We start from the raw sequence: 25,203 nt of genomic DNA, 5'->3' as shown, positions 1-25,203 counted from the left end.
CTCCCGGTCACCCCGCGGGCAGGCCGCCCGGTATCCGCGTCGATCCGGCGACGATGCCGTCGAGTACCACCAGCCAGCTCCCGCACACACACCGGCGGTAGCCGACCCTGCCCCCCGAGGTCGGCAGCTCTTCCCCGGGGTCCGGTGTCAGCTCCGCCACCGGCCAGCCACATCGCGGGCACGTTCGCACTGTCATCGCCCCACCGTGCTGTAATGGCTCAGTGCATTTCAACCCTTACGGTGGTTCGGCCGCGCAGGTGGCCGCGAGCCTGGTCAACCTCGGCCCCACCACCCCGGAGGAACTGGTCGCCGTGATGCGCGCCCACGGCATGTCCCTCGACCGCCTCACCACCGGCGAAGCCGCCGCCATCGCCGAGTGGGCGGCACGGCTCCGCGAGGTGTTCGAGGAGACCGGAACCGACCGCCGCGTCGACCTGCTCAACCGGCTGCTCGCTGACTCCGCCAGCCAGCCCTACATCTCCCGCCACGACGACTCACCCGCACACCTGCACTACGCGAGTGAACGGGCGGCACGGCTGCGCCGCGTGCAGGCATACACCGCCGGCGGCCTGGCACACGCGTTGTGCGAGGAGCCCGCGCGCATCGGCGCCTGCGCCCGGGAGGAATGCCGCACCGTCTACATCGACACCTCGCGCAACGGCCGCAGGCGCTACTGCACCACACGGTGCGCGGGACGGGTCCACGTCGCCGAGCACCGCCGCAGGGAACGCACGTGACAGCCGGTCCCGCCCGCGCCGTGGCGGTTCCTGGCGACATCGTCTCGAAGCCCCGGCAGGAGGCCGTCGGTACGAGAGGCTTCCCGGCGGCGTACCGGTAACCGCCTCGACCACGAATCCCCGTCGATCGGGAACCGCAGGACAGCGCCTAGAGTGACCGGCATGATCACCCGCTTCGTCGCGCTGGGCGACTCGTTCACCGAGGGCGTCGGCGACGACGACCCCGGCTCCCCCAACAGCGTCCGCGGCTGGGCCGACCGGACGGCGGGCGCACTCGCCCGGCACACGCCCGAACTCCGATACGCCAACCTGGCCGTCCGCGGGAAGCTGATGCGCGAGATCCTCGGCACGCAGCTCGACCGGGCGTTGAACCTCAGCCCGGACCTGGTTTCGGTCTACGCGGGTGGCAACGACCTCATGCGGCCCCGCGTCGACATCGATGCCCTCGCCGAGGAGTACGACCACGCCGTGGGTACGCTCGCCGCGACCGGTGCCACGGTCGTCCTGTTCACCGGCGTCGACGGTGTCGAGGACCCGGTGTTCCGCCGGATGCGCGGGCGCACCGCCATCTACAACGAGCACGTCCGCCTGATCGCGGGCAGGCACGGCGCGACCCTCGTGGACATGTGGGCGATGCGGGCCCTGCGCGACCGCCGGATGTGGTCCGCCGACCGTATCCACCTCAATGCCCACGGCCACACGCTCGTCGCGGCAGCGGTACTCGACGCGCTCTCCGTGGACCACGAGGTCACGGCGGCCGACCTCGGACCGGCGAAGATCCTCGAGCCGGCCAGACGCCGCGCGGAGAATCTGGCCTGGGTCCGCGAACACGCCACACCCTGGCTGTTGCGCCGCCTGCGCGGTGAGTCCTCCGGCGATGCGGTGGCGGCCAAACGGCCCGAGCTCGCGCCCGTGGACCAGCCAGGACACCGGTAACCGGAAACGTCTGCGCGCAGCCGGGCCCGGCAGGCGTACCCCACTGGGGGCCGATCCGCACGAGGTGTTCACCGCTGACCCGCTCGGCTGTCCGAGAGGTGAACCGCGCGAACCGGCCCCGGTCGAACTGACGACCGGGGCCGGTTCGGCTTCCGTTCCGCGCGGTTACCGGCCGGGGCCGGGCTGGTTGAACGGTCCGCCCTGCGGGCCACCGTAGGGCCCCTGCGGCGGCGGACCACCATAGCCACGCTGCTGGCCGGGCTGGTGCTGCTGCCCCGGCTGGTGTTGCTGTGGCGCCTGCTGCTGCGGTTGCTGCGGCTGAGGCTGCGCCTGCTGTGGCTGGACCTGCTGCTGCGCCTGGGGAGCGCTGGGCGGCAACTGCTGCGTCTGCGGCTGCTGCTCGATCGCCTGCTGCTCGCGCTCCTGAGGCGCGGGCGGATCGGCGGGTTCCACGGCCGAGGACGACGAACCGCGCAGCGGTGCGAGCGCCGCCGGCACCGAGCGCGGCGGGCCGCTCAACGGGCCGCCGACCTCCTTGCGCGCCACCGCTTCCGCCTCCGCGACGGCCTCGGCCACCTTCGGGTCCGTGGACGTGTCGAACCAGGACGCGACCTCATCCTCGTCCAGGTTCGGCGGTGCGGCCTCCTCCTTCGGCGCCTCGTACCGGAACACGCCATCGTCGCCCGGAGCACCGAGCGCACGAGCGAAACCCTCCAGCGCCTTGCCGTAGTCGCTCGGGATCATCCAGACCTTGTTGGCGTCGCCCTGCGCGAGCTGCGGCAACGTCTGCAGGTACTGGTACGCCAGAACCTCCGGTGTCGGCCTGCCCGCCTTGATCGCGGCGAACACCTTCTCGATCGCCTTCGCCTGCCCCTGCGCCTGCAGGTACCGCGCCGCCCGCTCACCCTGCGCGCGCAGGATGCGGGACTGCCGCTCGGCCTCGGCCGCCATGATCGTCGCCTGCTTCGAACCCTCGGCGGCGAGGATCTGGCTCTGCTTCTGCCCTTCCGCGGTCTTGATCGCGGACTCCCGCTGACCTTCCGCGGTGAGGATCATCGCGCGCTTCTCCCGGTCGGCGCGCATCTGCTTCTCCATCGAGTCCTGAATGGACGGAGGCGGATCGATGGCCTTCAGCTCGACGCGGGCGACGCGGATACCCCATCGACCGGTCGCCTCGTCCAGCACGCCACGCAACTGGCCGTTGATCTGGTCGCGCGAGGTCAGCGTCTCCTCGAGGCTCATCCCACCGACCAGGTTGCGCAGAGTCGTCGTGGTGAGCTGTTCGACACCGACGATGTAGTTCGAGATCTCGTACACAGCGGCACGAGAATCGGTCACCTGGAAGTACACGACGGTGTCGATCGACACGGTCAGATTGTCCTGGGTGATCACCGGCTGGGGCGGGAACGACACGACCTGCTCCCGCAGATCGATTCGGGCACGGACTTTGTCCAGGAACGGCACCAGGAAGTTCAGACCGGGCGAGGCGACGGTACGGAACCGACCGAGCCTCTCGACGACCGCAGACTGGGCCTGCGGTACCACCATGATCGCTTTCGCGACCGTGACGATGACGAACAACGCTATTACCGCGACAACAATGATCGTTGCGGTCATCGAGACTATCTCCCCTTCATGGAGTGTCCACGGGAATGGGCTGGCACATGACTATCAGGGTTCGGCGGACACAACCGCGGTAGCCCCCGAGATCTCCACGACGGTGACCATGGTTCCCGGCTGAATGACCTGGCCGCCTGCGAAACTGCGCGCCGACCACACGTCCCCGGCCAGCTTCACCTGTCCACCTTGGATGTCCACTGTGGACAACACGATCGCCTCGGCGCCGACCAGCGCCTCCGTGTTCGTCTTCACGCCGGGCCCCGAGAGAAAGCGCCGCTTCAGCGCCGGACGGGCCAGCACGAGCAATCCCACCGAGGCGACACCGAAGACCGCCACGTCGATGAATGCGTTACCCGTGAGCGCCGCGGAGCCGGCGCCGAACAACGCGCCCGCGCCGAGCATCAGGAGAACCAAATCACCGGAGACGACCTCGGCCACCATCAGAGCGATTCCCGCGATCAGCCAAATGAGTGCCGGAGTCATGACCCCATGCTCTCAGAAAGTCACCGGGGACAACTGACGGTGCGCCCCGACGTGATCTACGTGTGACCTTCGCACCCACTCACTCCGGAGCCACCGTGACGAAGTCGATCAGGCGTTCGACCGCTCCCAGCAGCGGGGTCTCCACATCGCGAAAACCGCGCACACCTGCCAGAACCCGCTGCCAGCCCTCCCACGACTCACCCCAGCCGAGAGCCTCGCACACGCCTTCCTTCCACGGCAGGCCCTTCGGCACCACCGGCCACCGCGCGATACCCACCGCCTCCGGCTTCACCGCCTGCCAGATGTCCACGTACGGGTGGCCGGTGACCAGGACGTTCGGATCCGTGACCGCCTCGACCAGGCGGGACTCCTTGCTCCCGGGCACAAGATGGTCGACCAGCACGCCGAGCCTGCGCCCCGCCCCCGTACCGAACTCCGCGATCCGGCCGGACAGTTCGTCGACCCCGTCGAGAGGCTCGACGACCACGCCCTCGACCCGCAGGTCGTGGCCCCAGACCCGCTCCACCAGCTCCGCGTCGTGCTTACCCTCCACCCAGATCCGCGAGTCCCTGGCCGTCCGGGCCCGCAGGCCCTCGACCCGTACCGAACCCGAGGCGGACATCCTGCGCTCCGGCCCGGGCGCGACGGCGGGCCGCACCAGGGTGACCGGCCTGCCCTCCAGCAGGAACCCCGCCGGGCTCAGCGGGAACACCCGGTGCGCGCCCCGCCGGTCCTCCAGCACGACGTTTCCGTGTTCGATCCGGACCACCGCACCGCAGAAACCGCTCGCCGGGTCCTCCACCACCAGCCCCGCCTCGGCAGGGACCTCGGGGATCTTCTTCCGTCGCGGGCCTGCGAGCACGTCGTCATACGAATGGGAGCGCACGGCCGGGGACGATATCGGTCTGCAAGGGCACACCGGTCACGCCACGCCGCGCATCCCCCCGGCGCACCGTGCGCGCAACATCAGAACAGCGGCCACGGAATGGCACGCCACTCGTCGTTCGGCTCCGGGAAACTCCCGGCCGCGAGCAGCGAATCCACCCGGCGCGACACCGCACCGATTTCACGGCCGGTCAGGTGCGCCGCGAGCGACACGCCGAAATCCCCGTCGAGCGTCGAGCGGAACCGCCGGAGCTTCTCCGCCACGTCGTCCGGCAGCGGCTCACCCACCCAGCCCCACAGCACCGTCCGCAGTTTGGGGTCCGCGTGCAGGCAGATCCCGTGATCGACGCCGAACACCCGGCCACCGCTCGCGACGAGCAGATGCCCGCCCTTGCGATCGGTGTTGTTCACGACGATGTCCAGCGCGGCGAGCTGCCGCAGCCCCGGATCGTCCGCGTGCGCCAGCACCGCGGGCTCACCCAGCCGGTCGTGGGCATGCAGCACCACCCGCCAGCCGTCCGGCAGGTCCGCCGGCGCCCGTACGTCGACCAGCTCGTCCTGAGTGGTCTCCACCCAGAACTGCACCATGCCCTCACCGAACGGGCCGTCCCGCAGCACCGTGTGCGGCACGCCGCCGAGACCGGACGTCTCCGAGATCAGGTACGTCGCCACCTCACGGCCGGCCAGCGTCCCGTCCGGGAAGTCCCACAGCGGACGCTCACCGGATACCGGCTTGTACACCGCGTTCGCCGTAACACCGTCCAGCGAGATCGAACAGAACAAGGTGACGTTCGACGCGTCGACGAGCCTGCCCTCGACGGTCAGCTCACCCCGGGCGAGCAGTTCCGGGACCGCGGAATCGTCCACATCGAGTTGTTCCGGCACGTACGGCTCAGTCCTCGGTGGTTTCGGGGTCCCGCCGGTAGCCGTTCTGCCGGGGGCAGATGTGCCCGGCCGGATCGAGCGGTTCGCCACACAGCGGACACGGCCTGCGGCCCGCGTTCACCACCCGGTCGGCGCGATCCGCGAACGCCCGCGCCGCCACCGGGCTGAGGAACACGCGCACCGCGTCCGGCCCCTCCTCGGTGTCGTCCAGCACCACCGTCTCGTCGACCTCACCTTCGGTGATGGCCAGCAGTTCGATCACGACCGCGCTGCTCTCGGCGTCCCAGCCGAGGCCCATCGTCCCGACCCGGAACTCCTCCTCCACCGGAACGTCCAGCGGGCCGGTGTCGACCAGCTCGTCCGGAACCTCCTCCGGCACCTCGGCGCCGAAACGGTTGGAGACCTCTTCCAGCAGCGAACCGAGCCGCTCGGCCAGCACCGCGACCTGCTGCTTCTCGATCGTCACGCTGATCGTGCGGAGTTCCTCGGACGCCTGCAGATAGAACGTGCGGTCGCCGGGCTCCCCGACGGTGCCCGCGACGAAGCGGTCGGGTTGACGGAAGACGTGGATGACACGAGCCATGGCACCTCCGACCCTAGGCCACCCGCACATGATCGGCATCCGGCGGCCCCGTCAAGCGGCACCACCGCCCGCACGGCGGTGTACCGGAGACCGTGTGCGGCGGACTGTCCCCCGGTTCCCCCAGCCGGACCCGCGATGACCCCGAACCGATCAGTGAAGATCCACTCCGGACGCCCTAGGCTGGCGCAATGCCCGACATCGCCCCGTACGGAACGTGGAAGTCGCCTATCAGCGCCGCTGACGTCGCTGCTGCCGGAAGTACGCCGCAATGGCCCGATGTGGTGGACGGGGAGGTGTGGTGGGCCGAATCACGGCCGGCCGAGGGCGGACGCCTGGCACTGGTCAGATCCGGCAGCGACGGTCTGGTCGAGGAGATGCTCCCGGCCCCGTGGAACGCCCGCAACCGCGTCCACGAGTATGGCGGACGCCCGTGGCTGGTGACCGGCGGCACGCTCGTCTTCACCAACTGGGACGACCAGCGCGTCTACGTACGCGACCTCACCTCGGGCGACACCCGGCCGGTCACCCCCGAGCCCACCGTCCCCCAGGGAGTCCGGTTCGGCGACCTGCGGCACGGGGCCGAGGGTGAGGTGTGGGCCGTGCGCGAGGTCGGCGTCGGCCCCCGTCGCGCCGACGTCAGCCGCGACCTGGTCGCCATCCCCCTCGACGGCGCCGGCGTACGCACCCTCGGTGCCAGCCACCACTTCCTCAGCTCCCCCCAGCTCTCGCCCGACGGCACCCACGCCGCCTGGCTCGGCTGGAACCACCCGGCGATGCCGTGGGACGGCACCGAACTGTGCGTCGCGGAACTCGGTCCCGGCGGCGAACTCGGCCGTCACCGCGTCGTCGCCGGCGGGCCGGACGTCTCGGTGTGCCAGGTCGAGTGGGAGTCGGCGGACACGCTGCTGGCGCTCGCCGACCCGGACGGCTGGTGGAATCTGCACCGCGTCGGCCTCGACGGGCAGGCCCACAACCTCGCGCCGGTCACCGAGGAACTCGGCGGCCCACTCTGGAAGCTCGGAACCCGCTGGTTCGTACCGCTCGGCGAGGGCAGGCACGCGGTGCTGAACTCGGGCAGGCTCGCCCTCCTCGATGAGGCCACCGCGACCGTCGCCGACGTGGCAGCGGCCGCCGATCTGCCCGTCTGGTCGGCGATCGCGCCGTTCGCCGCCGGAGTGGCCGGCATCGCCGCGGGACCCCGGCAGGAGAACGCCGTCGTGCACGTGGACCTCACCACGGCAACCCTCACCGAGCTGACGCCGCGACCGGGCGAAGCGCCCTCTCCGGACCGCCTGCCGGATCCCGCCTATCTCGCGGTGCCCGAGGAACGGGTGTTCACCACCGCAGAGGGCGAACCCGTACCCGCATACCTCTACCGGCCGACCAACCCCGCCTACACCGGCGCCGAGGACGAGCTGCCGCCCTACGTCGTGCACGTCCACGGCGGGCCGACCGGCAGGCACTCCAATGTGCTCGACCTGGACTTCGCCTTCTTCACCAGCCGCGGCATCGGCGTGGTCGCCGTGAACTACGGCGGGTCCACCGGTTACGGCAGGCGCTACCGCGAACGGCTGCGCGAACAGTGGGGCGTCGTCGATGTCGCCGACTGCGTCGCCGTAGCCGAGGCTTTGGTGGCAGAGGGCATCGCCGATCCGGACCGGCTGGCCATCCGCGGTGGCAGCGCGGGCGGTTTCACCTCCGCCGCCTCGATGACCACCGTCCGCACCTACCGCGCGGGGACCGTCAAGTTCCCCATTCTCGACCTCTACGGCTGGACCGGAGAGGGAGGTGAGACACACGACTTCGAATCCCGCTACCTGGACGGACTGGTGGGTCCGCTGCCCGAGTCGGAGGCCAGGTACCGCGACCGCTCCCCCATCAACAACGCGGACGGCCTCGCCGGCCCGGTCCTGTTCCTGCAAGGACTCGAGGACGAGATCTGCCCACCGGAACAGGCCGACCGCTTCGTGGATTCCTTGCGTGGCAAGGGAGTTCCGCACGCCTATCTCACTTTCGAGGGCGAGCAGCACGGCTTCCGCAGATCCGCAACGATCATCGCCGCGCTGGAGGCGGAGCTGTCCTTCTACGGCCAGGTGCTCGGCTTCGACACCCCGGGCGTTCCCGCGCTCGATCTCCAGCGGTGACCGGTCTGACCCGTCCGCGCCGGCTGCGCCAGGACGACACCGTCGCACTGGTCGCCCCGGCCGGGCCGGTGGCCGCGCACCTGCTGGACTCCGCGCTGGACGCGCTGGCGGCCTGGAAGGTGTCGGTGCGGGTGTACGACTCCGTCCGGTCTCGTCATCCGATCTTTCCCTATCTCGCCGCGGCCGATGACGCCCGCGCGGCGGACTTCCGCGACGCCTGGCTCGACCCGGACGTGGACGCGGTGTTCGCCGCGCGCGGCGGCTACGGCTGCATGCGGATCCTGGACCTGCTCGACTGGGGTGAACTTCGGTCCGCCGGGCCGAAACTGTTCGCCGGATCCAGTGACGTCACCGCGCTGCACGAGGCCATCGCTGTCCACTTGGGACTGTCCACTGTGTTCTCTCCCATGCCGGCCAGCGCGCACTTCGACGAGATCGCCGCCGCCCGGCTGCACGGACTGCTCACCGGAGAAGGTCCGCTGACGATCACCGGCGGCCAAGGAGCGCTGGTCGGCGGACGGGCCCGCGGTGTGACGGTCGGCGGCAACCTGAGCCTGCTCGCCGCCGGCCTCGGCGCCGCCGAACACCACCGTCCGGTGTCCGGCATCGCCTTGCTGGAGGACGTCGGCGAGGACATTTACCGGCTGGACCGCATCCTCACCCAGTTGCTGCGCTCCGGCTGGTTCGACGGCGTCACCGGGATCGCTCTGGGCTCGTGGGCGGACTGCGGCACCCCGGACGATGTCCGGGCGCTCATGCGCGACCGGCTCGGATCGCTCGGCGTGCCGATCGCGTGGGAGTTCGGGTTCGGGCACATCCCGGCCTCGCTGTCGCTCCCGTTCGGCGCCGAGGTGGAACTCGACGCCGACGCCGGAACGATCACGCTGACCCGGCCCGCCCTGGAGTCGTGACCGGCCCGGTCACGACTCGTCGACGGCGGAAAGCCGGCCCAGCCGGTGCGGCGTGGGCCAGCGGACCCTTGTCGCCCAGCCCAGCCGCTCGAACAACCGGATCACCAGCGCGGACACGTCCACCTGCCGGGGCAGCACGCCGTGCCGGGCGCAGGTCGGGTCCGCGTGATGCGAGTTGTGCCAGGACTCCCCCATGGACAGAAGCGCCAGTGGCCAGAAGTTCGCCGACCGGTCCCGGTTGATGAACGGCCGGGAGCCGACGAGATGGCAGATCGAGTTGACCGACCAGGTCACGTGGTGCTGCAAGGAGATCCTGGCCAGCCCGCCCCACAGGAACCCGGTCAGCGCCGCCCACCACGACCAGCCGATCAGCCCGCCCAGTGCCGCGGGCAGCAACACGCTCGCCGCCACCCACAGTGGAAACAGCCGGTCCACCGCCCGAATGTCGCGGTCCGCCGCCAGATCCGGTGCGAACCGCGCGACGTTGGTCTTGTCCCTGCCGAACAGCCAGCCGAGATGCGCGTGCCAGAAGCCGTGGACGAGTGCGGCCGGCGAGGTGCCGAACAACCATGGCGAGTGCGGATCGCCCTCCCTGTCGGAGAAGGCGTGGTGACGGCGGTGGTCGGCGACCCAGCCGATCACCGGCCCCTGCGCGGCGAGTCCGCCCGCGACGGCGAGGCCGATCCGCAGTGGGCGGTTCGCCTTGAAGGCGCCGTGGGTGAAGTAGCGGTGGTAGCCGACCGTCACGCCGAGTGTGGACACCACGTACATCACGACGGCGATCCCGAGGTCCAGCCAGGTCAGGCCCCAGCCCCAGACGAACACGGCGAGCGTGACGAGGCCGAGAAACGGAATCACCAGGAACAGCCTGATGGTCACCAGTTCACCGATCGAATGCTGCCCCGAGATCATCGGCCGTGGCGGCGTACGTGCCGGCTCTGTGTCCTGCGTTGCCCTCATAGGCGTTCGATTCACTCGGACCGCGTGATACGCGGTGCGGATTCCAGGACGGGATCGACGCGGGATGGCCGGGCCGGTTCACCGACCCGTCCACCCTCGATCTCCCAACGCTGCACGGCGGGGTCGGTGGGGTCGGTGGGGTCGGTGGGGTCGGTGGTGCTGTCGTACGACTTGGCTTGCCCGGCGGCGCTCACCACCGCACCGCCGACCGCTGCGCGGGCACCGGTGCCGCCGCCAGGCTCAACCGGGCGTAGCAGGAGGGGCAGACCAGCGTGCCCGGGCTGGTGGCCACCATCGCCGACTCGTGCCGCAGTCCGCACGGTCCGCAGCGAAACTCCACTGCGACGGCCAAACTGTGCAGTTGCAGACCCTGCCATGGCGGGTAGGAGGCGATGATGGGCACCGGCTCGCCGTTGCCGGGGCGGATCGACGGCTGGGGCGAACCGCCCGCCGTCGAGGTGGGAATACTCATGGGCTCCCGCCGTTTCGCTCGGTGAGGTGAACGGACGGCGCCAGGGGCTGGAGCGCGAGTGTGCTGCTACGTACGGTACGCCCGGGGGCAAGCCCCGGCGCGTCGTAACCCGCCACGTAGCGTGGGGTGATGCGGCTGGAATCCGGCGAAGCGCGCAACCGGTTGGTGCGGGCGAGGGTGGCGAGACTGGCGACCGCGTCGCCGGATGGCGTCCCGCATCTCGTCCCGGTCACCTTCGCGCTGCTCGGCGATGACGTCCTGACCTTCGCCGTGGACCACAAGCCCAAACGTGGTCACGATCTGCGCCGGCTGCGCAACATCGCGGCGAATCCCGCGGTCACCGTGCTGGCCGACGCTTACGCCGAGGACTGGAGCACGCTGTGGTGGACGCGTGCCGACGGCACGGCCACCCAGTGCGCCCCCGGCGAGGCCGGTCACCGCGAGGCCGTCGACGCACTGACGGCGAAGTATCCGCAATACGCGCGGCGACCACCGTCGGCGACGATCGTTCTGATCCGGGTACAAGCGTGGAGCGGCTGGGCAGGTAGTGGCTGACCCCCGTGTCCCGTCTTTGAGTATTTGTTTGCGTGCACGTAAAACGGCTGCGGAGAGCGCTGGCGTATATGCCGTTATACACCCTGAAGGCCGTGTGCGAACGGCCGACAGGACTGCCGATCAGCTCTCGGCCGGGGCCTTCTCGGCAGCCTTCTCCTCGGTTTTCGGCCTGCGCCAGGCCTGGATGAGGCCCAGCGGATCCGGCCGGAGCAGCGAGGCCGCCGCGTACAGGCTGGCCGCCAGCACGCCTGCCATGAACCACCAGTCGTACAGCCCCTGCTCCCCCGTCGGGTAATAGACCAGGACCAGAGCCACGGCGACACCCACCACGATGGACAGGTGCTTGCGTTCCCAGCGGAACGTCGAGGCCAGGACGAAACCCCAGGTCAGGTACCAGGGAAGGGTGGGCGGGGCGAGGATGGCGACGGCAAGCAGGGTCACGGCCATCCGGAAGACCGCCTCGTTGCCGCCGTCGCGAGCCTTCCACCACTGGCGGACCGCGAACACCGCCAGTGCGATCCAGGCCAGACCGCGGGCGACGGTGACGAACGGCGACGACTTCACGTCGACCACCAGGTTCACCAAGGTGTAGAACAACTCGCCGATGCCCGTCGGGAAGTTCATCCAGTTCGAGATCAGGCCGGGAGCGGACAGTCCGGTGACCCAGCCGAGATTGAACGAGCCCAGCGACACCCAGGTGCCGGTAACGAACACGGCACCGAACAGGCCGACGGCGGGCACGAGTGCCCGGACGAAGTTGCCGAGCTTGTTCTCCCCGGGAAGGTGGTTCGCCCACACCCACACCAGGAACGGCAGCGCCACGGCCGCGGTCGGTTTGATCAGCATGCCGATCGTCACCAGGATGACCGCGATGACGTGCTTGCGTTCCAGCGCGGCCAGTACCCCGATGGTGAGGAAACCGAGCATCAGCAGGTCGTTGTGCGGGCCGCCGACGAGGTGGATGACCGTCATCGGGCTGGCCACCGCCAGCCACATCGTGACCGGCAGCTTGCCACCCAGTTTGCCAACCAGCCGCGGCAGCGCCCAGACCATTCCGGCGAGGCCGACGAGCAGCACCAGCCGGGTGACGACCACACCCGCGATCACGTTGTTGCCGGTGACCGAGACGATCGCCTTGGCGATGAGCAGGAACAGTGGCCCGTACGGCGCCGGCGTGGTCTGCCAGAGCTCGTGGACGTTGGCGACGACGTCGGGCAGCACGTCGAGTTCGGCGGGCCCGTAGGAATAGGGATCGTGCCCGTAGAGGAGCTGCGCGCCCTGGCCGAGGTAGGAGAACACGTCCCGGGTGAACAGCGGCGGCGAGACCAGCAGCGGGGTGATCCAGCAGGCGGCGGCCACCAGGATCGCCTTGGTGCCGATCCGGTTCGCCAGCACGTACCGGCCAAGACGTACCCAGGCCCAGACGATCATCGCGAAGCCGACGTACAGAAACGCCGTAGCCAGCGCCCGGCCGTGGCCGAAGCGGATCCAGGACAGCGGGCCGTGGCCGAGAACGGGGTCCCGGATCAGGATTCCGCCCGCACCGAGCGCGGCGAGCATGAGCAGCGTGCTGCCGAGCGCACCCATCGCGATCGTCCGGTACGGGAAGCGAGAGGGCACCAGGAAGTCATCCGTGCCCGCCGACGCCGTCGATGCGTCGGCGGCACGTTTCGTGGAGGAGCCCGCCTCCGCCGCAGGGTCTGTGGTGGTCGCCATGTCGAGGTCTGAGATTACACACCCGAACTGCGCTGATCGGCGGCAGCGGGGCGTTTCCGTCCGCTGTGCGCACGAACGTGCCCGGAGCCGGGCCGGGCCCGGCCGGTCACCGGTCCGCCTCGGCGCGCAGGTTGGTACCGGAGGGTAGTGCCGCGAGAAGCGACTTGGTGTACTCGTGCCGCGGATCGAGCAGCACCTGCTCCACCGGGCCCACCTCGACCAGTTCGCCGCGGTACATCACGGCGACCCGGTCGGCGATGTTCCAGGCCAGTCCCAGGTCGTGCGTGATGACCAGTCCCGCCAGCCCCAGTTCCCGCCGGAGACGGAGCAGCAGGGCGAGGATCTCGCCGCGGACCGAGGCGTCCAGGGAGGCCACCGGCTCGTCCGCGACCAGCACGCTCGGCTCCAGCGCGAGCGCTCCCGCGATGACGACCCGCTGGCGCTGCCCGCCGGAGAGTTCGTGCGGCAGCCGCGGCAGGTATGTGTCGGCGGGGCGGAGCTCGGCCGCCTCCAGCGCCCGGGTGACGATCGCCCGCTCCCCGCCCTCGGCGGCCATCCCGTGGATCCGCGGTCCCTCGGCCACGGCCTCGTAGACGGTGTGACGCGGGTTGAGCGCACTCGCCGGGTCCTGCAGGACGAGTTGCACGCGACGGCGGTACGCCTTGAGCGCGGCCCCGGAGCCGGGCACCGGGGCACCGTCGTAGCGGACCTCCCCGCCCGAGGGCGGCTGCAGGCCGAGCAGCGTGCGAGCGAGCGTGGTCTTGCCGGAGCCGGACTGCCCGACCAGCGCGACGATCTCGTCCCTGCGCACTTCCAGGTCGACGCCGGCGACGGCGTCGACCCGCGCGCCCTTGCGGTCCCGGAAGGAGACGCGAAGCCCGCGCGCCTCCAGCAGCGGCTCCCCCTCCCCGGCGCGCGCCCTGTTCGCCGGCTCGGGGGCCAGCGGCCTGCTGGTGGCGGGGGCGAAGCGGGACACCGGATCACCGACCGTGGGGAACGCGGCCGCCAGCGCCCGCGTGTGCTCGTGCTTCGGACCGCCCATGACCTCCCGGCTCGGGCCCTCCTCCACGATCCGGCCGTCGTACATCACCGCGATCCGCGCGCAGGTGGACGCCAGCACCGACAGGTCGTGGCTGATCATCACCAGGCCGATGTCCCGCTCGGCGACCAGACGGGAGAGCAGGCTCAGCACCTGGGCCTGGACGATCACGTCGAGTGCCGTGGTCGGCTCGTCGGCGATGATCAGCCGGGGCTCGCAGGCCAGCGCCATCGCGATCATCACCCGCTGCTTCTGGCCACCGGAGAGTTCGTGCGGGTACGCCCCCGCCCGTGACGCGGGCAGGTCTACCTGCTCGAGCAGTTCGGCGACCCGCTTCTTCAGCGTCGCCTCGGACGGGGCACCGCCACCGCCGGCGTGCAGCACGATCGGCTCGGCGATCTGCGCGCCGATCCGGCGTACCGGGTTGAGGGCGTGCATGGCGCCCTGGAACACGACGGACGCCTCGGCCCAGCGCACGGCGCGCAGCCGCCCCCACCGCATCCCGACGATGTCCTCGCCGTCCAGCGCGATCGTGCCGCTGACCTTCGCCGACTTCGGCAGCAGGCGCAGCACGCTCATCGCCACCGTGGACTTGCCGGAGCCCGACTCCCCCGCGATGCCCAGCGTGTCACCGGCCTCGATGCGCACGTTCACGCCACGCACGGCAGGCACGTCACCGTCGTGCGTGCGGTAAGTGACGCCCAGGTCGGACAGTTCCAGTAGCGGGCTCACTGACGACGCCCCTTCAGTCGCGGGTTCAGCACGGTCTCGAACGCACGGCCGACGAGCGTGAACGACAGCACGATCACCACGATCGCCAGTCCCGGCGGCAGCAGGTACCACCATGCTCCCCCACTGATGGCACCGGAACTCAGCGCGCGCTGCAGCATCGAGCCCCAGGACGGGACGCTCGGGTCGCCGAGGCCGAGGAAGGACAGCGTCGACTCGGAGATGATGGAGTTGCCGACGACCAGCGTCGTGTTCGCCAGCACCAGCGGCATCACGGCCGGCAGCACGTGCTTGCCGACGATGTGCAGGTGACCGCCACCGAGTGCGCGGGACCGCTCGATGTAGGGCCTGCTCTCGATGGTCAGCGTCTGCGCCCGCACCAGGCGCGCGGTGGCCGGCCAGGAGGTGACGCCGACGGCCAGGATGATCGTCGCCGCGCCCTTCGGGAGCACCGAGGACAGCGCGATCGCCAGCACCAGTGACGGCAGCACGAGGAAGAAGTCGGTGAACCTCAGCAGGGTCGCGGAGGTCAAGCCACCGAAGTGCGCGGCGGTGACGCCGACGAGCGTGCCGATGACGACGGACAGCACCGTGGCGGCGAAGCCGACGAGCAGTGAGATCCGCGCGCCCCAGAAGGTCATCAGCAGGACGGACCTGCCGTCGACGTCGGTGCCCAGCAGGAACTCCGGGCTCGGTGGCTCCAGCGGGCTACCGGTGGCCCTGGTGACGTCGAGCCCGGACTCGTCGGTGATCAGCGGTGCGAGCAGTGCCAGCACCACGACGAGCAGGAGCAGGCCGAGGCCGAACAGTCCGCCCTTCTTGGTGGCGAACTCCTTCCACATGGCGCGCGCCGAGGCGCGCCTGCGCTGCCAGACGATCGCGCGCGCATCGCTCGCTTGCTCGGTCATCGATCCTCCGGGTTCGGGTACGCCACTGCCGGGCCGGGTCATGTCGCACGCACCCGCGGGTCAAGCACCCGGTACAGCAGTTCCGCGATCAGGTTCATCACGATCACCGACCCGGCCAGCACCACGAAGACGCCCTGCAGCAAGGGCAGGTCCGGCCCGTCGAGCGCTTGGTAGGTGAGCAGGCCGAGACCGGGCCAGGAGAACACCGCCTCGACGGTGACCGTCCCGGAAATGATCATCCCGAACTGCAGGAACACGAGCGTGACGGTGGGCAGCAGCGCGTTCGGCACCGCGTGTCTGCGCCGTACCAGATCGTCGCGCAAGCCCTTCGCCCGCGCCGTGGTGAGGTAGTCGGCGTCCATCTCCTCCAGCAGCGAGGAGCGCATCACCAGCATGTACTGCGCGTAGATCACCGCGAGCAGGGTGAGTACCGGCAGCACCATGTGGTGTGCCACGTCGAGGATCTCGGCGACGAAGTCCGGCGGGATGTCCGCGGAGCGCATCCCCCGGCTGGGGAACAGGCCGCCGGTGGCGATGAGCAGCAACATGCCGAGCCAGAACTGCGGCACCGACCAGAGGGTCAGCGCGATCCCGGTGTGCCCGCGGTCGAACATGCTGTCGCGCCGCCAGGCCGCCCGGACGCCGAGCCACAACCCGAGCAGGACGGCGAGAACGGTGGCGGTGCCGACCAGCAGCAGGGTGGGCCCCACCCGCTCGCCGATCATGTCGGCGACCGGCCGGGAATAGATGTACGAGGTGCCGAGGTCACCCCTGAGCAGACCACCGAAGTAATCCGCGAACTGCTCGTACAGTGGCTTGTCGACGCCGAGCCGTTCGCGGAGCTGCGCGAGCTGCTCCGGGCTGGTGGGACGGTCACGGATCAGCGTGGCCACCGGATCACCCGGAATGGCCCGGAAGAGCAGGAACCCCAGGCCGATGACCAGCAGGAGACTTGCCAGCGCACCGCCGATCTTGCCGGCGAAGAACCGTGCGGTACCGGAGCCACCGCGCGGTTCGACCGGGTCGCGCTGATCGGCGCGCATACTGTTGGTCAGCGCGTCAGTCACGTCGTCGGACTCCTACTCCTCGTCGTCGGCGGTGCGCTTGCGCTTGCCGACCGCCACGCCACCCGCGGCAACCGCGACCAGCGCGACCGCGCCGACACCGATCCAGACGCCGGTGGGCACGCCCCCGGAGTCGCCGCCCTCGGCGCCGTCGGCGGGTACCGCGCCGTAGTAACCCCAGTAGCCGGTCTGCTCCATGATCGGCCCGTCGGCGACGGGCTGTTTGGTGAACTCGGCGAACTTCTCGGAGTTGTAGGCCTCGAGCACGTTGTCGTAGCTCAGCACCACGCTGGGCACCTGGTCGTAGAAGCGGGCCTGCGCCTGCTTCACCAGCTCGGCGCGTTTGACCGGGTCCACCTCGGCGCCCTGCGCGGCGTAGAGCCGCTCGTACTCGTCGTCGCAGAAGAACGTCGCGGTGCTGCTGCTGCCCGACTCGATAGGCAGACTTCCGCAGCTCTGCTTGGACAGGATGTAGTCGGGGTCCGGGTTGGTGCCGTAGCCGGAGATGGCGAGGTCGTAGTTGCCCGCCGAGGTGATCACGTCCACCTCGTTGTCCGAGACGAGCTGCTTCTCGCCCTTGATACCGATCGCGTCGAGCCAGCCGACCAGGTAGTCGGCCACGCGCAGGTCGAAGTCCTCACTGGTACGGCCGGTGATACGCAGGGTCAGCGGCCTGCCGTCCGGGCCGGCGCGCACACCGTCCGGGCCCTTCCGGTAGCCGGCCTCGTCGAGGGCGGCGTTGGCCGCCGCCGGGTCGAAGTCGTATCGCTCGGCCTGGCTCGGCTCCCAGTGGTAGTCCTTGTAGAGCGGGGGCATGATCCCGCCGGGCAGTTCGCCGTATCCGCCGCTGACCTTCTCGACGATGGTCTTCGGGTCGATGGAGCGGGCGATGGCCTTGCGGACGCGGACGTCCTTCAGCGCGGGGTGACCGTCTCCGATGGGCGTGCGAGAGGCGTTCTGCGCGCCGGGGTTGATCAGCAGGTCGTTGTAGCGGCGGCCCGCGGCCTGGTTGGTGGTCACCCCATCGGCGTTCTTGAGCACGTCGAACTGGGTCGGCGTGAGCCGGTTGATCAGGTCGACTTCCTTGTTCTGCAGCGCGTTGACGGCGGCGTCCGCGTTCTCGTAGCGGACGAACTGCACCTCGTCGACCTTGGCCTTGCCCCGGAAGTACTCCGGGTTGGCCTTCATCTTGATGACCTCGTTCGGCCGGTACTCGGTGATCTGGAACGGCCCGCTGCCGACCCCGGCCACCTCGACGGTGTCCGTCCTCGGATCGGACATGTCGGTGATCCCGGACCAGATGTGCTCCGGGACGATCGGCACGTCCAGCGCCGTCATGCTGGCCTGCGGTTCCTTCGTCTTGATCACCAGTGTCCGGTCGTCGGTCGCGGTCACCGTCTCGAAGTTCGCGACGTAGCTGCCGTTCGCCTCGGCCGCCTTCTCGTCGGTCATCATCCGGTTGAAGGTGAACGCGGCGTCCCGGGCGGTCAGCGGCTTGCCGTCGGACCACTTCATGCCCTCGCGCAGGGTGAAGGTCCAGCTCAGCTTGTCCGCGGACGGCTCCCACTTCTCCGCGAGGCCACCGGTCGGGGTGGCGTCCTCGGCCGAGGGCAGGGTGAGGAACTCCCAGTTGATCCGGCCGACCATCGTGCTGGAGGCCATGATCGCGGTGAACGGATTCAGGTGGTCGATCTCCTGCACCATCGCCACGCGCAGGACCGTTCCGTCCTGCGCCTGCGCGACCGGGGTGAACGGCCCCGCCACGAGCGTTGCCGCCGCGGCGACCGCGACCAGGGCGCGCACGCGCCCGCGTTCGGTGAACAGCACCTTGACCACCTCGAATTGCAGATGAACTCCCGACCAGAGCCGAAAAGTAACCACTTACCCCTCGGTAAAGTCAACGATTGCCGATAGTCAATGCCAAGCCGTGACTAACCGGCTACGGTGTCGGCCATGCGGATCATGGTCTCTGCCGACATGGAAGGCGCCACCGGCGTCACCTGGACCGACGACGTCGTGCCGGGAACCGAGCAGTGGCAGCGGTTCCGCCGGATGTTCACCGGGGACGTCAACGCGACCGTCGCCGGCCTGCACGCCGGCGGGGCGACGGACGTGTTCGTCAACGAAGCGCACTCCTCGCAGCGCAACCTGCTGCTGGAGGATCTGGACGAACGGGCGACGATGCTCACCGGGCGGCACAAGCCGCTGTCGATGATGCAGGGCATCGACTCCGGACTCGACGGGCTGGTGTTCCTCGGCTACCACGCGGGCGCCGGCAGCGACGGCGTCCTGTCGCACACCTACCTGGAGAACCAGATCACCGGTGTCTGGCTGGACGGGGTGCCGGCCAGCGAGGGACGGCTCAACGCCGCCCTGGCCGCGGAGTACGGGGTTCCGGTACTGATGGTGACCGGCGACGACAAGGCCTGCGAGGACGCCGCCGACTACGCGCCCGGGGCCGGCATGGTGACCGTGAAGACCTGCGTGAGCCGCTACGCCGCCATCTGCCTGCCACCCGCGCGCACGACCCGGCTGCTGACCGAGGCGGCCGAGACGGTGATGGCCGCGGCCGGGACGGTCGAGGTCGTCCACGTCCCGCACCGGATCGAGGTCGAGTTCGACGCCAGCCATCTCGCACAGGCCACGGCCGTGATCCCGACGGTGGAGCAGATCGACGTGCGCCGGGTCGGTTTCGACGCGCCGGACATGACCGGCGCGATGAAGGCGTTCAAGATCGTCACCGCCATCGCGGGCGGTGCGGTACAGGGGAAATATGGCTGAGCCGGACGTCGTCGAACTCTGCGCGCGACTGCTGCGCTTCGACACCACCAACCGCGGCGACGGCGACGCCGAGGGCGAACGCCCGGCCGCCGAGTACGTCGCCGGACTACTCACCGATGCGGGCCTGGTGCCCGAGTTGTACGAATCGGCGCCGGGGCGCGCCAGCGTGGTGGCCCGGATGGCAGGTGCCGATCGCTCGCTGCCCGCCCTGCTCGTCCAGGGCCATCTCGACGTGGTCCCCGCCGACGCCACCGCGTGGACGGTGCCGCCGTTCTCCGGTGAGATCCGCGACGGCTGCCTGTGGGGTCGCGGGGCCGTCGACATGAAGGACTTCTGCGCCACGGTGCTCGCGGCGATCCACGCGATGACCCGCGACGGCCGAACCCCGCGCCGTGACATCGTCTTCGCCTTCCTCGCCGACGAGGAGGATCGGGGCGAGTACGGCGCGCACTGGCTGGTCGAGCACCATCCCGGCCTGTTCGAGGGCTGCCAGGTGGCCATCAGCGAGTCCGGCGGATACACCTATCACGTTCCCACCGACGGCGGCACCGTGCGGCTGTACCCGGTGGCCACCGCCGAGCGCGGCACCGCGCACATGCGGCTCACCGCACACGGTCGCGCGGGCCACGGTTCGCGGCGCAACGAGGAGAACGCCGTCAACCGCCTCGTCGCCGCACTGCGCAGGCTCGCCGAACACGAGTGGCCGGTCCGGCTGACACCCGCGGTCCGTGCGTTCCTGGAACGAGCCGGCGCCGCGGTCGGCACACCGCCGGACCTGTCCACATCGGACGGTGTGCTGGCGGCGCTGGCGGCGCTCGGGCCCGCGGCCGGGCTCGCCGACTCGACGGTGCGCAACAGCACGACACCGACGATGCTCGACGCCGGCTACAAGGTGAACGTCATCCCGTCCACCGCGCACGCCCAAGTCGACACTCGGGTGCTGCCGGGCACGGAGGACGAGTTCCTCGCCGCGGTGGACGAACTGCTGGGCCCGCACGTACGGCGCGAGTTCGTCGCGCACCAGCCGCCGGTGCAGGCGAGCGTGGACTCGCCGTGGTTCGACGCGATGGCCTGCGCACTGCGCGCCGAGGACCCGGACGCCGTCGTCGTGCCCTACTGCATGGGCGGCGGTACCGACGCGAAGGCGTTCACGCCGCTGGGAATCGAGTGCTACGGCTTCGCACCGCTGTGGCTGCCGGAGGGCTTTCCCTACCGGCAGCTCGCCCACGGTGTCGACGAACGTGTCCCGGTGGAGGGCCTGCGTTTCGGCACCCGGGTCGTCGAGCACTTCCTGACCCACTGCTGAGTCCACCCGGCCGCTGAGCCGTTCCGGTGCGGGCTTGTCCGATTTCGGCCAGAAATCGGCGGAACTGTTGACAACGATGTCAGGCCGACGCTTCCCTTTCCGTGCGCTGCACCGACGCCGGCGGCCGTGGCGCGCGCGTGCCGACAGGTGCGTGCTGTCACCGGAACCCGGCTGGAGCGACGATGCCCCGCACTGCCACCTCGATTCTGCTGTCGGCCGCCGTGATCACCGGCGTCGTGACCGCGGTCCCCCCGGCCGTCGCCGCGGCGCCCGCACCGGCCGGGTTCGCCTCGTCCTTCGAGCCGGGCGAGCCGGAACCGGCCTGGGTGGACACGGTCGACACGGACGCCTCCGGTACGGCCAAGGCGTCCGGCGTGGACGGTTCGGACGCGACGGCGGTACCCGGCGACATCCGCGGCAAGGTCACCGAGATCAGCGCCAGCGGCGAGAAGACCTCCTCCGGTGAGGTCGCGGCGAACCTGGTCGACGGCAGCACGGATTCGAAGTGGCTCGTCGAGGAACCGGCGGGCTGGGCCCAGTTCGGCCTCAGCGAGCCCACCCCGATCACCCGCTACGCACTCACCTCCGCGAACGACGCGGCGGAACGCGACCCCCAGGACTGGGTACTGCGCGGATCCACGGACGGCAGCACCTGGACCGACATCGACACCCGCACCGGCGAGTCGTTCGGCGAACGCGGCGAGACCAAGGAATTCCGGATCCCGGCCACCGAGGCGTTCGCCTTCTACCGGGTGGACGTCACCCGCAACCACGGCGCGCCGCTGCTGCAACTGGCCGAGGTCCTGCTCGCCGACGACGCGCCCGCTCCCCCGCCGCCGCCGAACATGCGCAGCGCACCCGGGGCCGGCCCGGCGACCGGGTACACCAGCAAGTCGCGCGCCGGCTACAGCGGCCTGCACGCGCTGCGCTACTCCGGCACGCACACCGAGCAGGGGCGCGGCTACTCGTACAACAAGGTCTTCGACGTCGACCTGCCCGTCGCCGCGGACAGCGAGCTGTCGTACACGGTGATGCCGGAGTTCGTCGGCGAGGACCTGAAGTACCCCAGCACCAACGTCTCCGTCGATCTGGCGTTCACCGACGGCAGTTATCTCAGCGAGCTCGGCGCGTCCGACCAGTACGGCTTCGAGCTCTCCCCGGCGGGCCAGGGCGCCGCGAAGTCCCTGTCGGTCAACCAGTGGAACCTGGTGCGATCCGGCCTGGGTGTGGTCGCGGCGGGCAAGACCGTCGACCGGATCCTCGTCGCCTACGACAACCCGGCCGGGCCGGGCTCGCTCAAGGGGTGGATCGACGACGTCCGGATCGGCGCGGCCGCTCCGGCCGATCCCGCGGCCACACCCGCCGATCACGTGCTGACCACCCGCGGCACGCACGCCAACAGCACGTTCTCCCGTGGCAACAACTTTCCCGCCACGGCCGTGCCGCACGGGTTCAACTTCTGGACTCCGGTCACCGACGCCGGGTCGACGAGCTGGCTCTACGACTTCCACGAGGCCAACAACGAAGCGAACCGGCCCGAGCTGGAGGCGTTCGCCGTCAGTCACGAGCCGAGCCCGTGGATGGGTGACCGGCAGACGTTCCAGGTGATGCCCTCGGCGGCCGAGGGAGTCCCCGACGGCAACCGGGACGCCCGCGCACTGCCGTTCTCCCACGACAAGGAGACCGCGACCGCGCACCACTACGGCGTCGAGTTCGACAACGGGGTACGCACCGACATCGCCCCGACCGATCACGCGGCGATGTTCCGGTTCACCTTCCCCGGCGACGACACGAGCCTGATCTTCGACAACGTGTCGAACGAGGGCGGACTGACGCTGGATCCGGCCACCGGCACCATGTCCGGGTTCTCCGACGTCAAGAGCGGGCTGTCCGCGGGAGCGGGCCGGATGTTCGTGTACGCGACCTTCGACCGTCCCGCCACCACCGGCGAGATGCTGCCCGGCGAGGAACGCGACGACGTTCGCGGCTACCTACGGTTCGACGCGGGGGAATCGCGCACCGTCAACATGCGGATCGCGACCTCGCTGATCTCGGTGGAGCAGGCGCGGAAGAACCTCGAACTGGAACTGGCGCCGGAGTCGACGCTGGAGAGCGTGCGTGCGGACGCGAAGTCGAGGTGGAACGACACGCTCGGCGTGATCGAGGTGGAGGGCGCGAGCGCCGACCAGCTCACCACCCTCTACTCGAACCTGTACCGGTTGTTCCTCTACCCCAACGCCGGACACGAGAACGTCGGCACCGCACAGGCGCCGGTGATGCGCTACGCCAGCCCGGTGTCGCCGAAGGCGGGCGAGGACACGCCGACACAGACCGGCTCGGCAGTCGTCGACGGGGAGATGTTCGTCAACAACGGTTTCTGGGACACCTTCCGCACCACCTGGCCCGCGTACGCGCTGTTCGATCCGGAACAGGCCGGGAAGATGATCGACGGTTTCGTGCAGCAGTACCGCGACGGCGGCTGGGTCTCCCGCTGGTCCTCCCCCGGCTACGCGAACCTGATGGTGGGTACCAGTTCCGATGTCGCGTTCGCCGACGCCTACCTCAAGGGCGTCGGGAACTTCGACGTCGAGGCCGCCTACGACGCGGCGATCAAGAACGCGACGGTGACACCCCCGGACGAGAGCGTGGGGCGCAAGGGAATCGACAGCTCGATCTTCCTCGGCTACACGCCGACCTCCACCGAGGAGGGCATGTCCTGGGCGCTGGAGGGATACGTCAACGACTTCGGCATCGCGAGCATGTCGAAGAAGCTGCACGACGAGGCACCGGACGGGCATCCGCGCAAGCAGGAGTACCTGACCAACTACGAGTACTTCACCGAGCGCGCCCAGAACTACGTCAACACCTTCGACCCGGAAGCCGGGTTCTTCCAGGGCAAGGACGAGGAGGGGACGTGGCGCGTGCCCTCGGGCGAGTACGACCCGAGGGTGTGGGGTCACGACTACACCGAGACCAACGGCTGGAACATGGCGTTCACCGTGCCGCAGGACGGCCAGGGCCTGGCCAACCTCTACGGCGGACGGCAGCAACTCGGGGACAAGCTGGACGAGTTCTTCGCCACGCCGGAGACGGCCGGTTTCCCCGGCTCCTACGGCGGCGTGATCCACGAGATGCGGGAGGCCCGCGACGTGCGGATGGGCCAGTACGGCCACTCCAACCAGCCCTCGCACCACATCCCGTACATGTACGACTATGCCGGGCAGCCCGCCAAGACCCAGGAGAAGGTGCGGGAAGCGCTGTCCCGGCTGTACCTGGGCAGCGAACTCGGCCAGGGATACGCCGGCGACGAGGACAACGGCGAGATGTCCGCCTGGTACGTGTTCAGCGCGCTGGGCTTCTATCCGCTGCGAATGGGGGCCGCCGAGTACGCGATCGGCTCACCGCTGTTCACCAAGGCCACCATCCACCTGCCGGGCGGCAAGGACGTGGTGATCAACGCCCCGGAGAACAGCGCGGAGAACGTCTACGTGCAGGGGCTGCGGATCGACGGACAGGAGCACACCTCCACCTCACTGCCGCACGAGGTGCTCGCCGACGGCGCCGTGCTCGACTTCGACATGGGCCCGGCCCCGTCGAACTGGGGCACCGGCGAGGATGACGTGCTGCCCTCCATCACCGAGGGCGACGCTCCCCCCGCGCCGCTGCGGGACGTCACCGGACCCGGCAAAGGCACGGCGACCTCCGCGGACGGGGCCGACGTCGGTGCCGTGTTCGACAACAGCTCCGCCACCGAGGCGGCGGTGGACGGCGAGACCCCGTGGGTGCAGTACCAGCTCACCGAGCCCGGCGACCCGGTCAGCCACTACACGCTGACCTCGCCGAAGGGCGCGGGCGAACCGTCCGGCTGGCTGGTGCAGGGTTCCTACGACGGCCAGAACTGGGCCACGGTCGACGAGCGCTCCGGGGAGGCCTTCGCCTGGCGGCAGCAGACACGGGCGTTCACGGTCGCCGCCCCGGGCAACTACACCTACTACCGGGTGACGCCTACCGGCGGTCCGGCGGTGCTCGCGGAGGTCGAGTTCCTCGGCAAGAACGCGCCGGCGTGCACCGACACGGTCACCGGTGAGCGGAACGGCCCGCTGCGCGTCACCGAGGGCACCACCTGCCTGCGGGACGCGGCGGTCCGCGGTCCGGTCTCGGTGTCCGGCGGGGCCGATCTGATCGCCCGCGGTGGCTCGATCAGCGGGCCGGTGACCGCGGACGGCGCCGGCACGGTGGCGCTGTCCCGGGTCGAGGTCACCGGGCCCGTCTCGGTCACCTCCGCGTCCGGCACGGTGGCACTGGAGACGAACCGGATCCACGGTCCGGTGAACGTCACCGGGAGCAAGGGCCCGGTGATCGCCGCCAACACGATCGACGGGCCGCTGAACTGCGCGGGCAACGAACCCGCCGCCGTCGACCGTGGGCTGGGCAACCAGGTGCGCGGCCCGGTGAGCGGCGGCTGCACGGGCTAGGGGTGTGCCCGGCC

Annotated in this window: 22 protein-coding genes; 8 read left to right on the top strand and 14 right to left on the bottom strand. The window is 70.1% G+C overall.

The annotated features are described in order from the left end of the window. Positions 1 to 7: 7 nt before the first annotated feature. Positions 8 to 196 (bottom strand): hypothetical protein, encoded by a 189-nt coding sequence (locus CFN78_RS11540; protein ID WP_094862746.1) that lies wholly within the window; start codon positions 194 to 196, stop codon positions 8 to 10. Positions 197 to 221: 25 nt separating this feature from the next. On the opposite strand from CFN78_RS11540, the gene CFN78_RS11535 reads away from it, so the two are divergent. Further along, positions 222 to 737 (top strand): CGNR zinc finger domain-containing protein, encoded by a 516-nt coding sequence (locus CFN78_RS11535; protein WP_094862745.1) that lies wholly within the window; start codon positions 222 to 224, stop codon positions 735 to 737. 162 nt (positions 738 to 899) lie between these two features. After that, positions 900 to 1,673, top strand: coding sequence for an SGNH/GDSL hydrolase family protein (locus tag CFN78_RS11530; RefSeq protein ID WP_094862960.1), 774 nt, complete (start codon positions 900 to 902; stop codon positions 1,671 to 1,673). 165 nt (positions 1,674 to 1,838) lie between these two features. Here CFN78_RS11530 and CFN78_RS11525 read toward each other — a convergent pair whose 3' ends face one another. The 5 genes from CFN78_RS11525 to CFN78_RS11505 all read right to left on the bottom strand — a co-directional run bounded on the left by CFN78_RS11525 (position 1,839) and on the right by CFN78_RS11505 (position 6,129). Next, the gene (locus CFN78_RS11525) at positions 1,839 to 3,290 is read right to left on the bottom strand and encodes an SPFH domain-containing protein (RefSeq protein ID WP_094862744.1); all 1,452 of its coding nucleotides are present in this window, start codon (positions 3,288 to 3,290) and stop codon (positions 1,839 to 1,841) included. 54 nt (positions 3,291 to 3,344) lie between these two features. Then, entirely contained in the window at positions 3,345 to 3,776 is a 432-nt protein-coding gene (locus tag CFN78_RS11520) for an NfeD family protein (protein WP_094862743.1), read from the bottom strand. A gap of 79 nt (positions 3,777 to 3,855) precedes the next feature. After that, positions 3,856 to 4,662: a DUF3097 domain-containing protein gene (locus tag CFN78_RS11515; protein WP_094862742.1), complete on the bottom strand. Its 807-nt coding sequence runs from the start codon at positions 4,660 to 4,662 to the stop codon at positions 3,856 to 3,858. Positions 4,663 to 4,742: 80 nt separating this feature from the next. Next, complete coding sequence (locus CFN78_RS11510) at positions 4,743 to 5,546, bottom strand: SCO1664 family protein (RefSeq protein ID WP_338065523.1); 804 nt, start codon at positions 5,544 to 5,546, stop codon at positions 4,743 to 4,745. Positions 5,547 to 5,553: 7 nt separating this feature from the next. Continuing rightward, positions 5,554 to 6,129: a DUF3090 domain-containing protein gene (locus tag CFN78_RS11505; protein ID WP_094862741.1), complete on the bottom strand. Its 576-nt coding sequence runs from the start codon at positions 6,127 to 6,129 to the stop codon at positions 5,554 to 5,556. Between the two features lie 188 nt (positions 6,130 to 6,317). On the opposite strand from CFN78_RS11505, the gene CFN78_RS11500 reads away from it, so the two are divergent. Then, on the top strand, positions 6,318 to 8,273 hold the full coding sequence (locus CFN78_RS11500) for a S9 family peptidase (protein WP_094862740.1): 1,956 nt from the start codon (positions 6,318 to 6,320) through the stop codon (positions 8,271 to 8,273). Beyond that, positions 8,270 to 9,184, top strand: a complete 915-nt coding sequence (locus CFN78_RS11495) for a S66 peptidase family protein (RefSeq protein ID WP_240519401.1) — start codon at positions 8,270 to 8,272, stop codon at positions 9,182 to 9,184. The genes CFN78_RS11500 and CFN78_RS11495 overlap by 4 nt, the downstream gene beginning before the upstream one ends. A 9-nt stretch (positions 9,185 to 9,193) precedes the next feature. Here the strand turns inward: CFN78_RS11495 and CFN78_RS11490 are convergent, their stop codons facing one another. The 3 genes from CFN78_RS11490 to CFN78_RS11480 are packed head-to-tail and all read right to left on the bottom strand — an operon-like array spanning position 9,194 to position 10,616. Further along, a complete protein-coding gene (locus CFN78_RS11490; RefSeq protein ID WP_420807875.1) occupies positions 9,194 to 10,096 on the bottom strand; it encodes an acyl-CoA desaturase in 903 nt (300 codons plus the stop codon). Between the two features lie 59 nt (positions 10,097 to 10,155). Beyond that, on the bottom strand, positions 10,156 to 10,338 hold the full coding sequence (locus tag CFN78_RS11485; RefSeq protein WP_094862739.1) for a hypothetical protein: 183 nt from the start codon (positions 10,336 to 10,338) through the stop codon (positions 10,156 to 10,158). After that, positions 10,335 to 10,616: a hypothetical protein gene (locus tag CFN78_RS11480; protein WP_094862738.1), complete on the bottom strand. Its 282-nt coding sequence runs from the start codon at positions 10,614 to 10,616 to the stop codon at positions 10,335 to 10,337. The genes CFN78_RS11485 and CFN78_RS11480 overlap by 4 nt, the downstream gene beginning before the upstream one ends. A gap of 129 nt (positions 10,617 to 10,745) precedes the next feature. On the opposite strand from CFN78_RS11480, the gene CFN78_RS11475 reads away from it, so the two are divergent. Beyond that, entirely contained in the window at positions 10,746 to 11,171 is a 426-nt protein-coding gene (locus CFN78_RS11475; protein WP_094862737.1) for a TIGR03668 family PPOX class F420-dependent oxidoreductase, read from the top strand. A gap of 120 nt (positions 11,172 to 11,291) precedes the next feature. Here the strand turns inward: CFN78_RS11475 and mptB are convergent, their stop codons facing one another. The 5 genes from mptB to CFN78_RS11450 form a co-directional block, all read right to left on the bottom strand. Beyond that, positions 11,292 to 12,887 (bottom strand): polyprenol phosphomannose-dependent alpha 1,6 mannosyltransferase MptB, encoded by a 1,596-nt coding sequence (mptB, locus tag CFN78_RS11470; RefSeq protein WP_094862736.1) that lies wholly within the window; start codon positions 12,885 to 12,887, stop codon positions 11,292 to 11,294. Positions 12,888 to 12,993: 106 nt separating this feature from the next. Next, positions 12,994 to 14,658 carry an ATP-binding cassette domain-containing protein gene (locus CFN78_RS11465; protein ID WP_240519400.1) on the bottom strand — a complete coding sequence of 555 codons (1,665 nt, stop codon included), beginning with the start codon at positions 14,656 to 14,658 and terminating at the stop codon, positions 12,994 to 12,996. Then, the gene (locus tag CFN78_RS11460; RefSeq protein WP_094862734.1) at positions 14,655 to 15,563 is read right to left on the bottom strand and encodes an ABC transporter permease; all 909 of its coding nucleotides are present in this window, start codon (positions 15,561 to 15,563) and stop codon (positions 14,655 to 14,657) included. The genes CFN78_RS11465 and CFN78_RS11460 overlap by 4 nt, the downstream gene beginning before the upstream one ends. A gap of 38 nt (positions 15,564 to 15,601) precedes the next feature. Then, the gene (locus CFN78_RS11455; protein ID WP_094862956.1) at positions 15,602 to 16,606 is read right to left on the bottom strand and encodes an ABC transporter permease; all 1,005 of its coding nucleotides are present in this window, start codon (positions 16,604 to 16,606) and stop codon (positions 15,602 to 15,604) included. 36 nt (positions 16,607 to 16,642) lie between these two features. Continuing rightward, positions 16,643 to 18,421 (bottom strand): ABC transporter substrate-binding protein, encoded by a 1,779-nt coding sequence (locus CFN78_RS11450; RefSeq protein WP_094862955.1) that lies wholly within the window; start codon positions 18,419 to 18,421, stop codon positions 16,643 to 16,645. Between the two features lie 159 nt (positions 18,422 to 18,580). Here CFN78_RS11450 and CFN78_RS11445 point away from each other — a divergent pair, with 159 nt between their 5' ends. The 3 genes from CFN78_RS11445 (at position 18,581) to CFN78_RS11435 (ending at position 25,189) form a co-directional block, all read left to right on the top strand. Then, positions 18,581 to 19,408 carry a M55 family metallopeptidase gene (locus tag CFN78_RS11445; RefSeq protein WP_094862954.1) on the top strand — a complete coding sequence of 276 codons (828 nt, stop codon included), beginning with the start codon at positions 18,581 to 18,583 and terminating at the stop codon, positions 19,406 to 19,408. Further along, complete coding sequence (locus CFN78_RS11440; protein ID WP_094862733.1) at positions 19,401 to 20,714, top strand: M20/M25/M40 family metallo-hydrolase; 1,314 nt, start codon at positions 19,401 to 19,403, stop codon at positions 20,712 to 20,714. Before CFN78_RS11445 ends, CFN78_RS11440 begins: the two co-directional genes overlap by 8 nt. Positions 20,715 to 20,896: 182 nt before the next feature. After that, positions 20,897 to 25,189 (top strand): GH92 family glycosyl hydrolase, encoded by a 4,293-nt coding sequence (locus CFN78_RS11435; protein ID WP_094862732.1) that lies wholly within the window; start codon positions 20,897 to 20,899, stop codon positions 25,187 to 25,189. Positions 25,190 to 25,203 lie beyond the last annotated feature (14 nt).

The organism is Amycolatopsis antarctica, from assembly GCF_002262875.1.
GTDB lineage: Bacteria > Actinomycetota > Actinomycetes > Mycobacteriales > Pseudonocardiaceae > Amycolatopsis > Amycolatopsis antarctica.
Note: the sequence above shows the minus strand (reverse complement) of the source record. Positions and strands in the feature narration are given on the sequence as shown.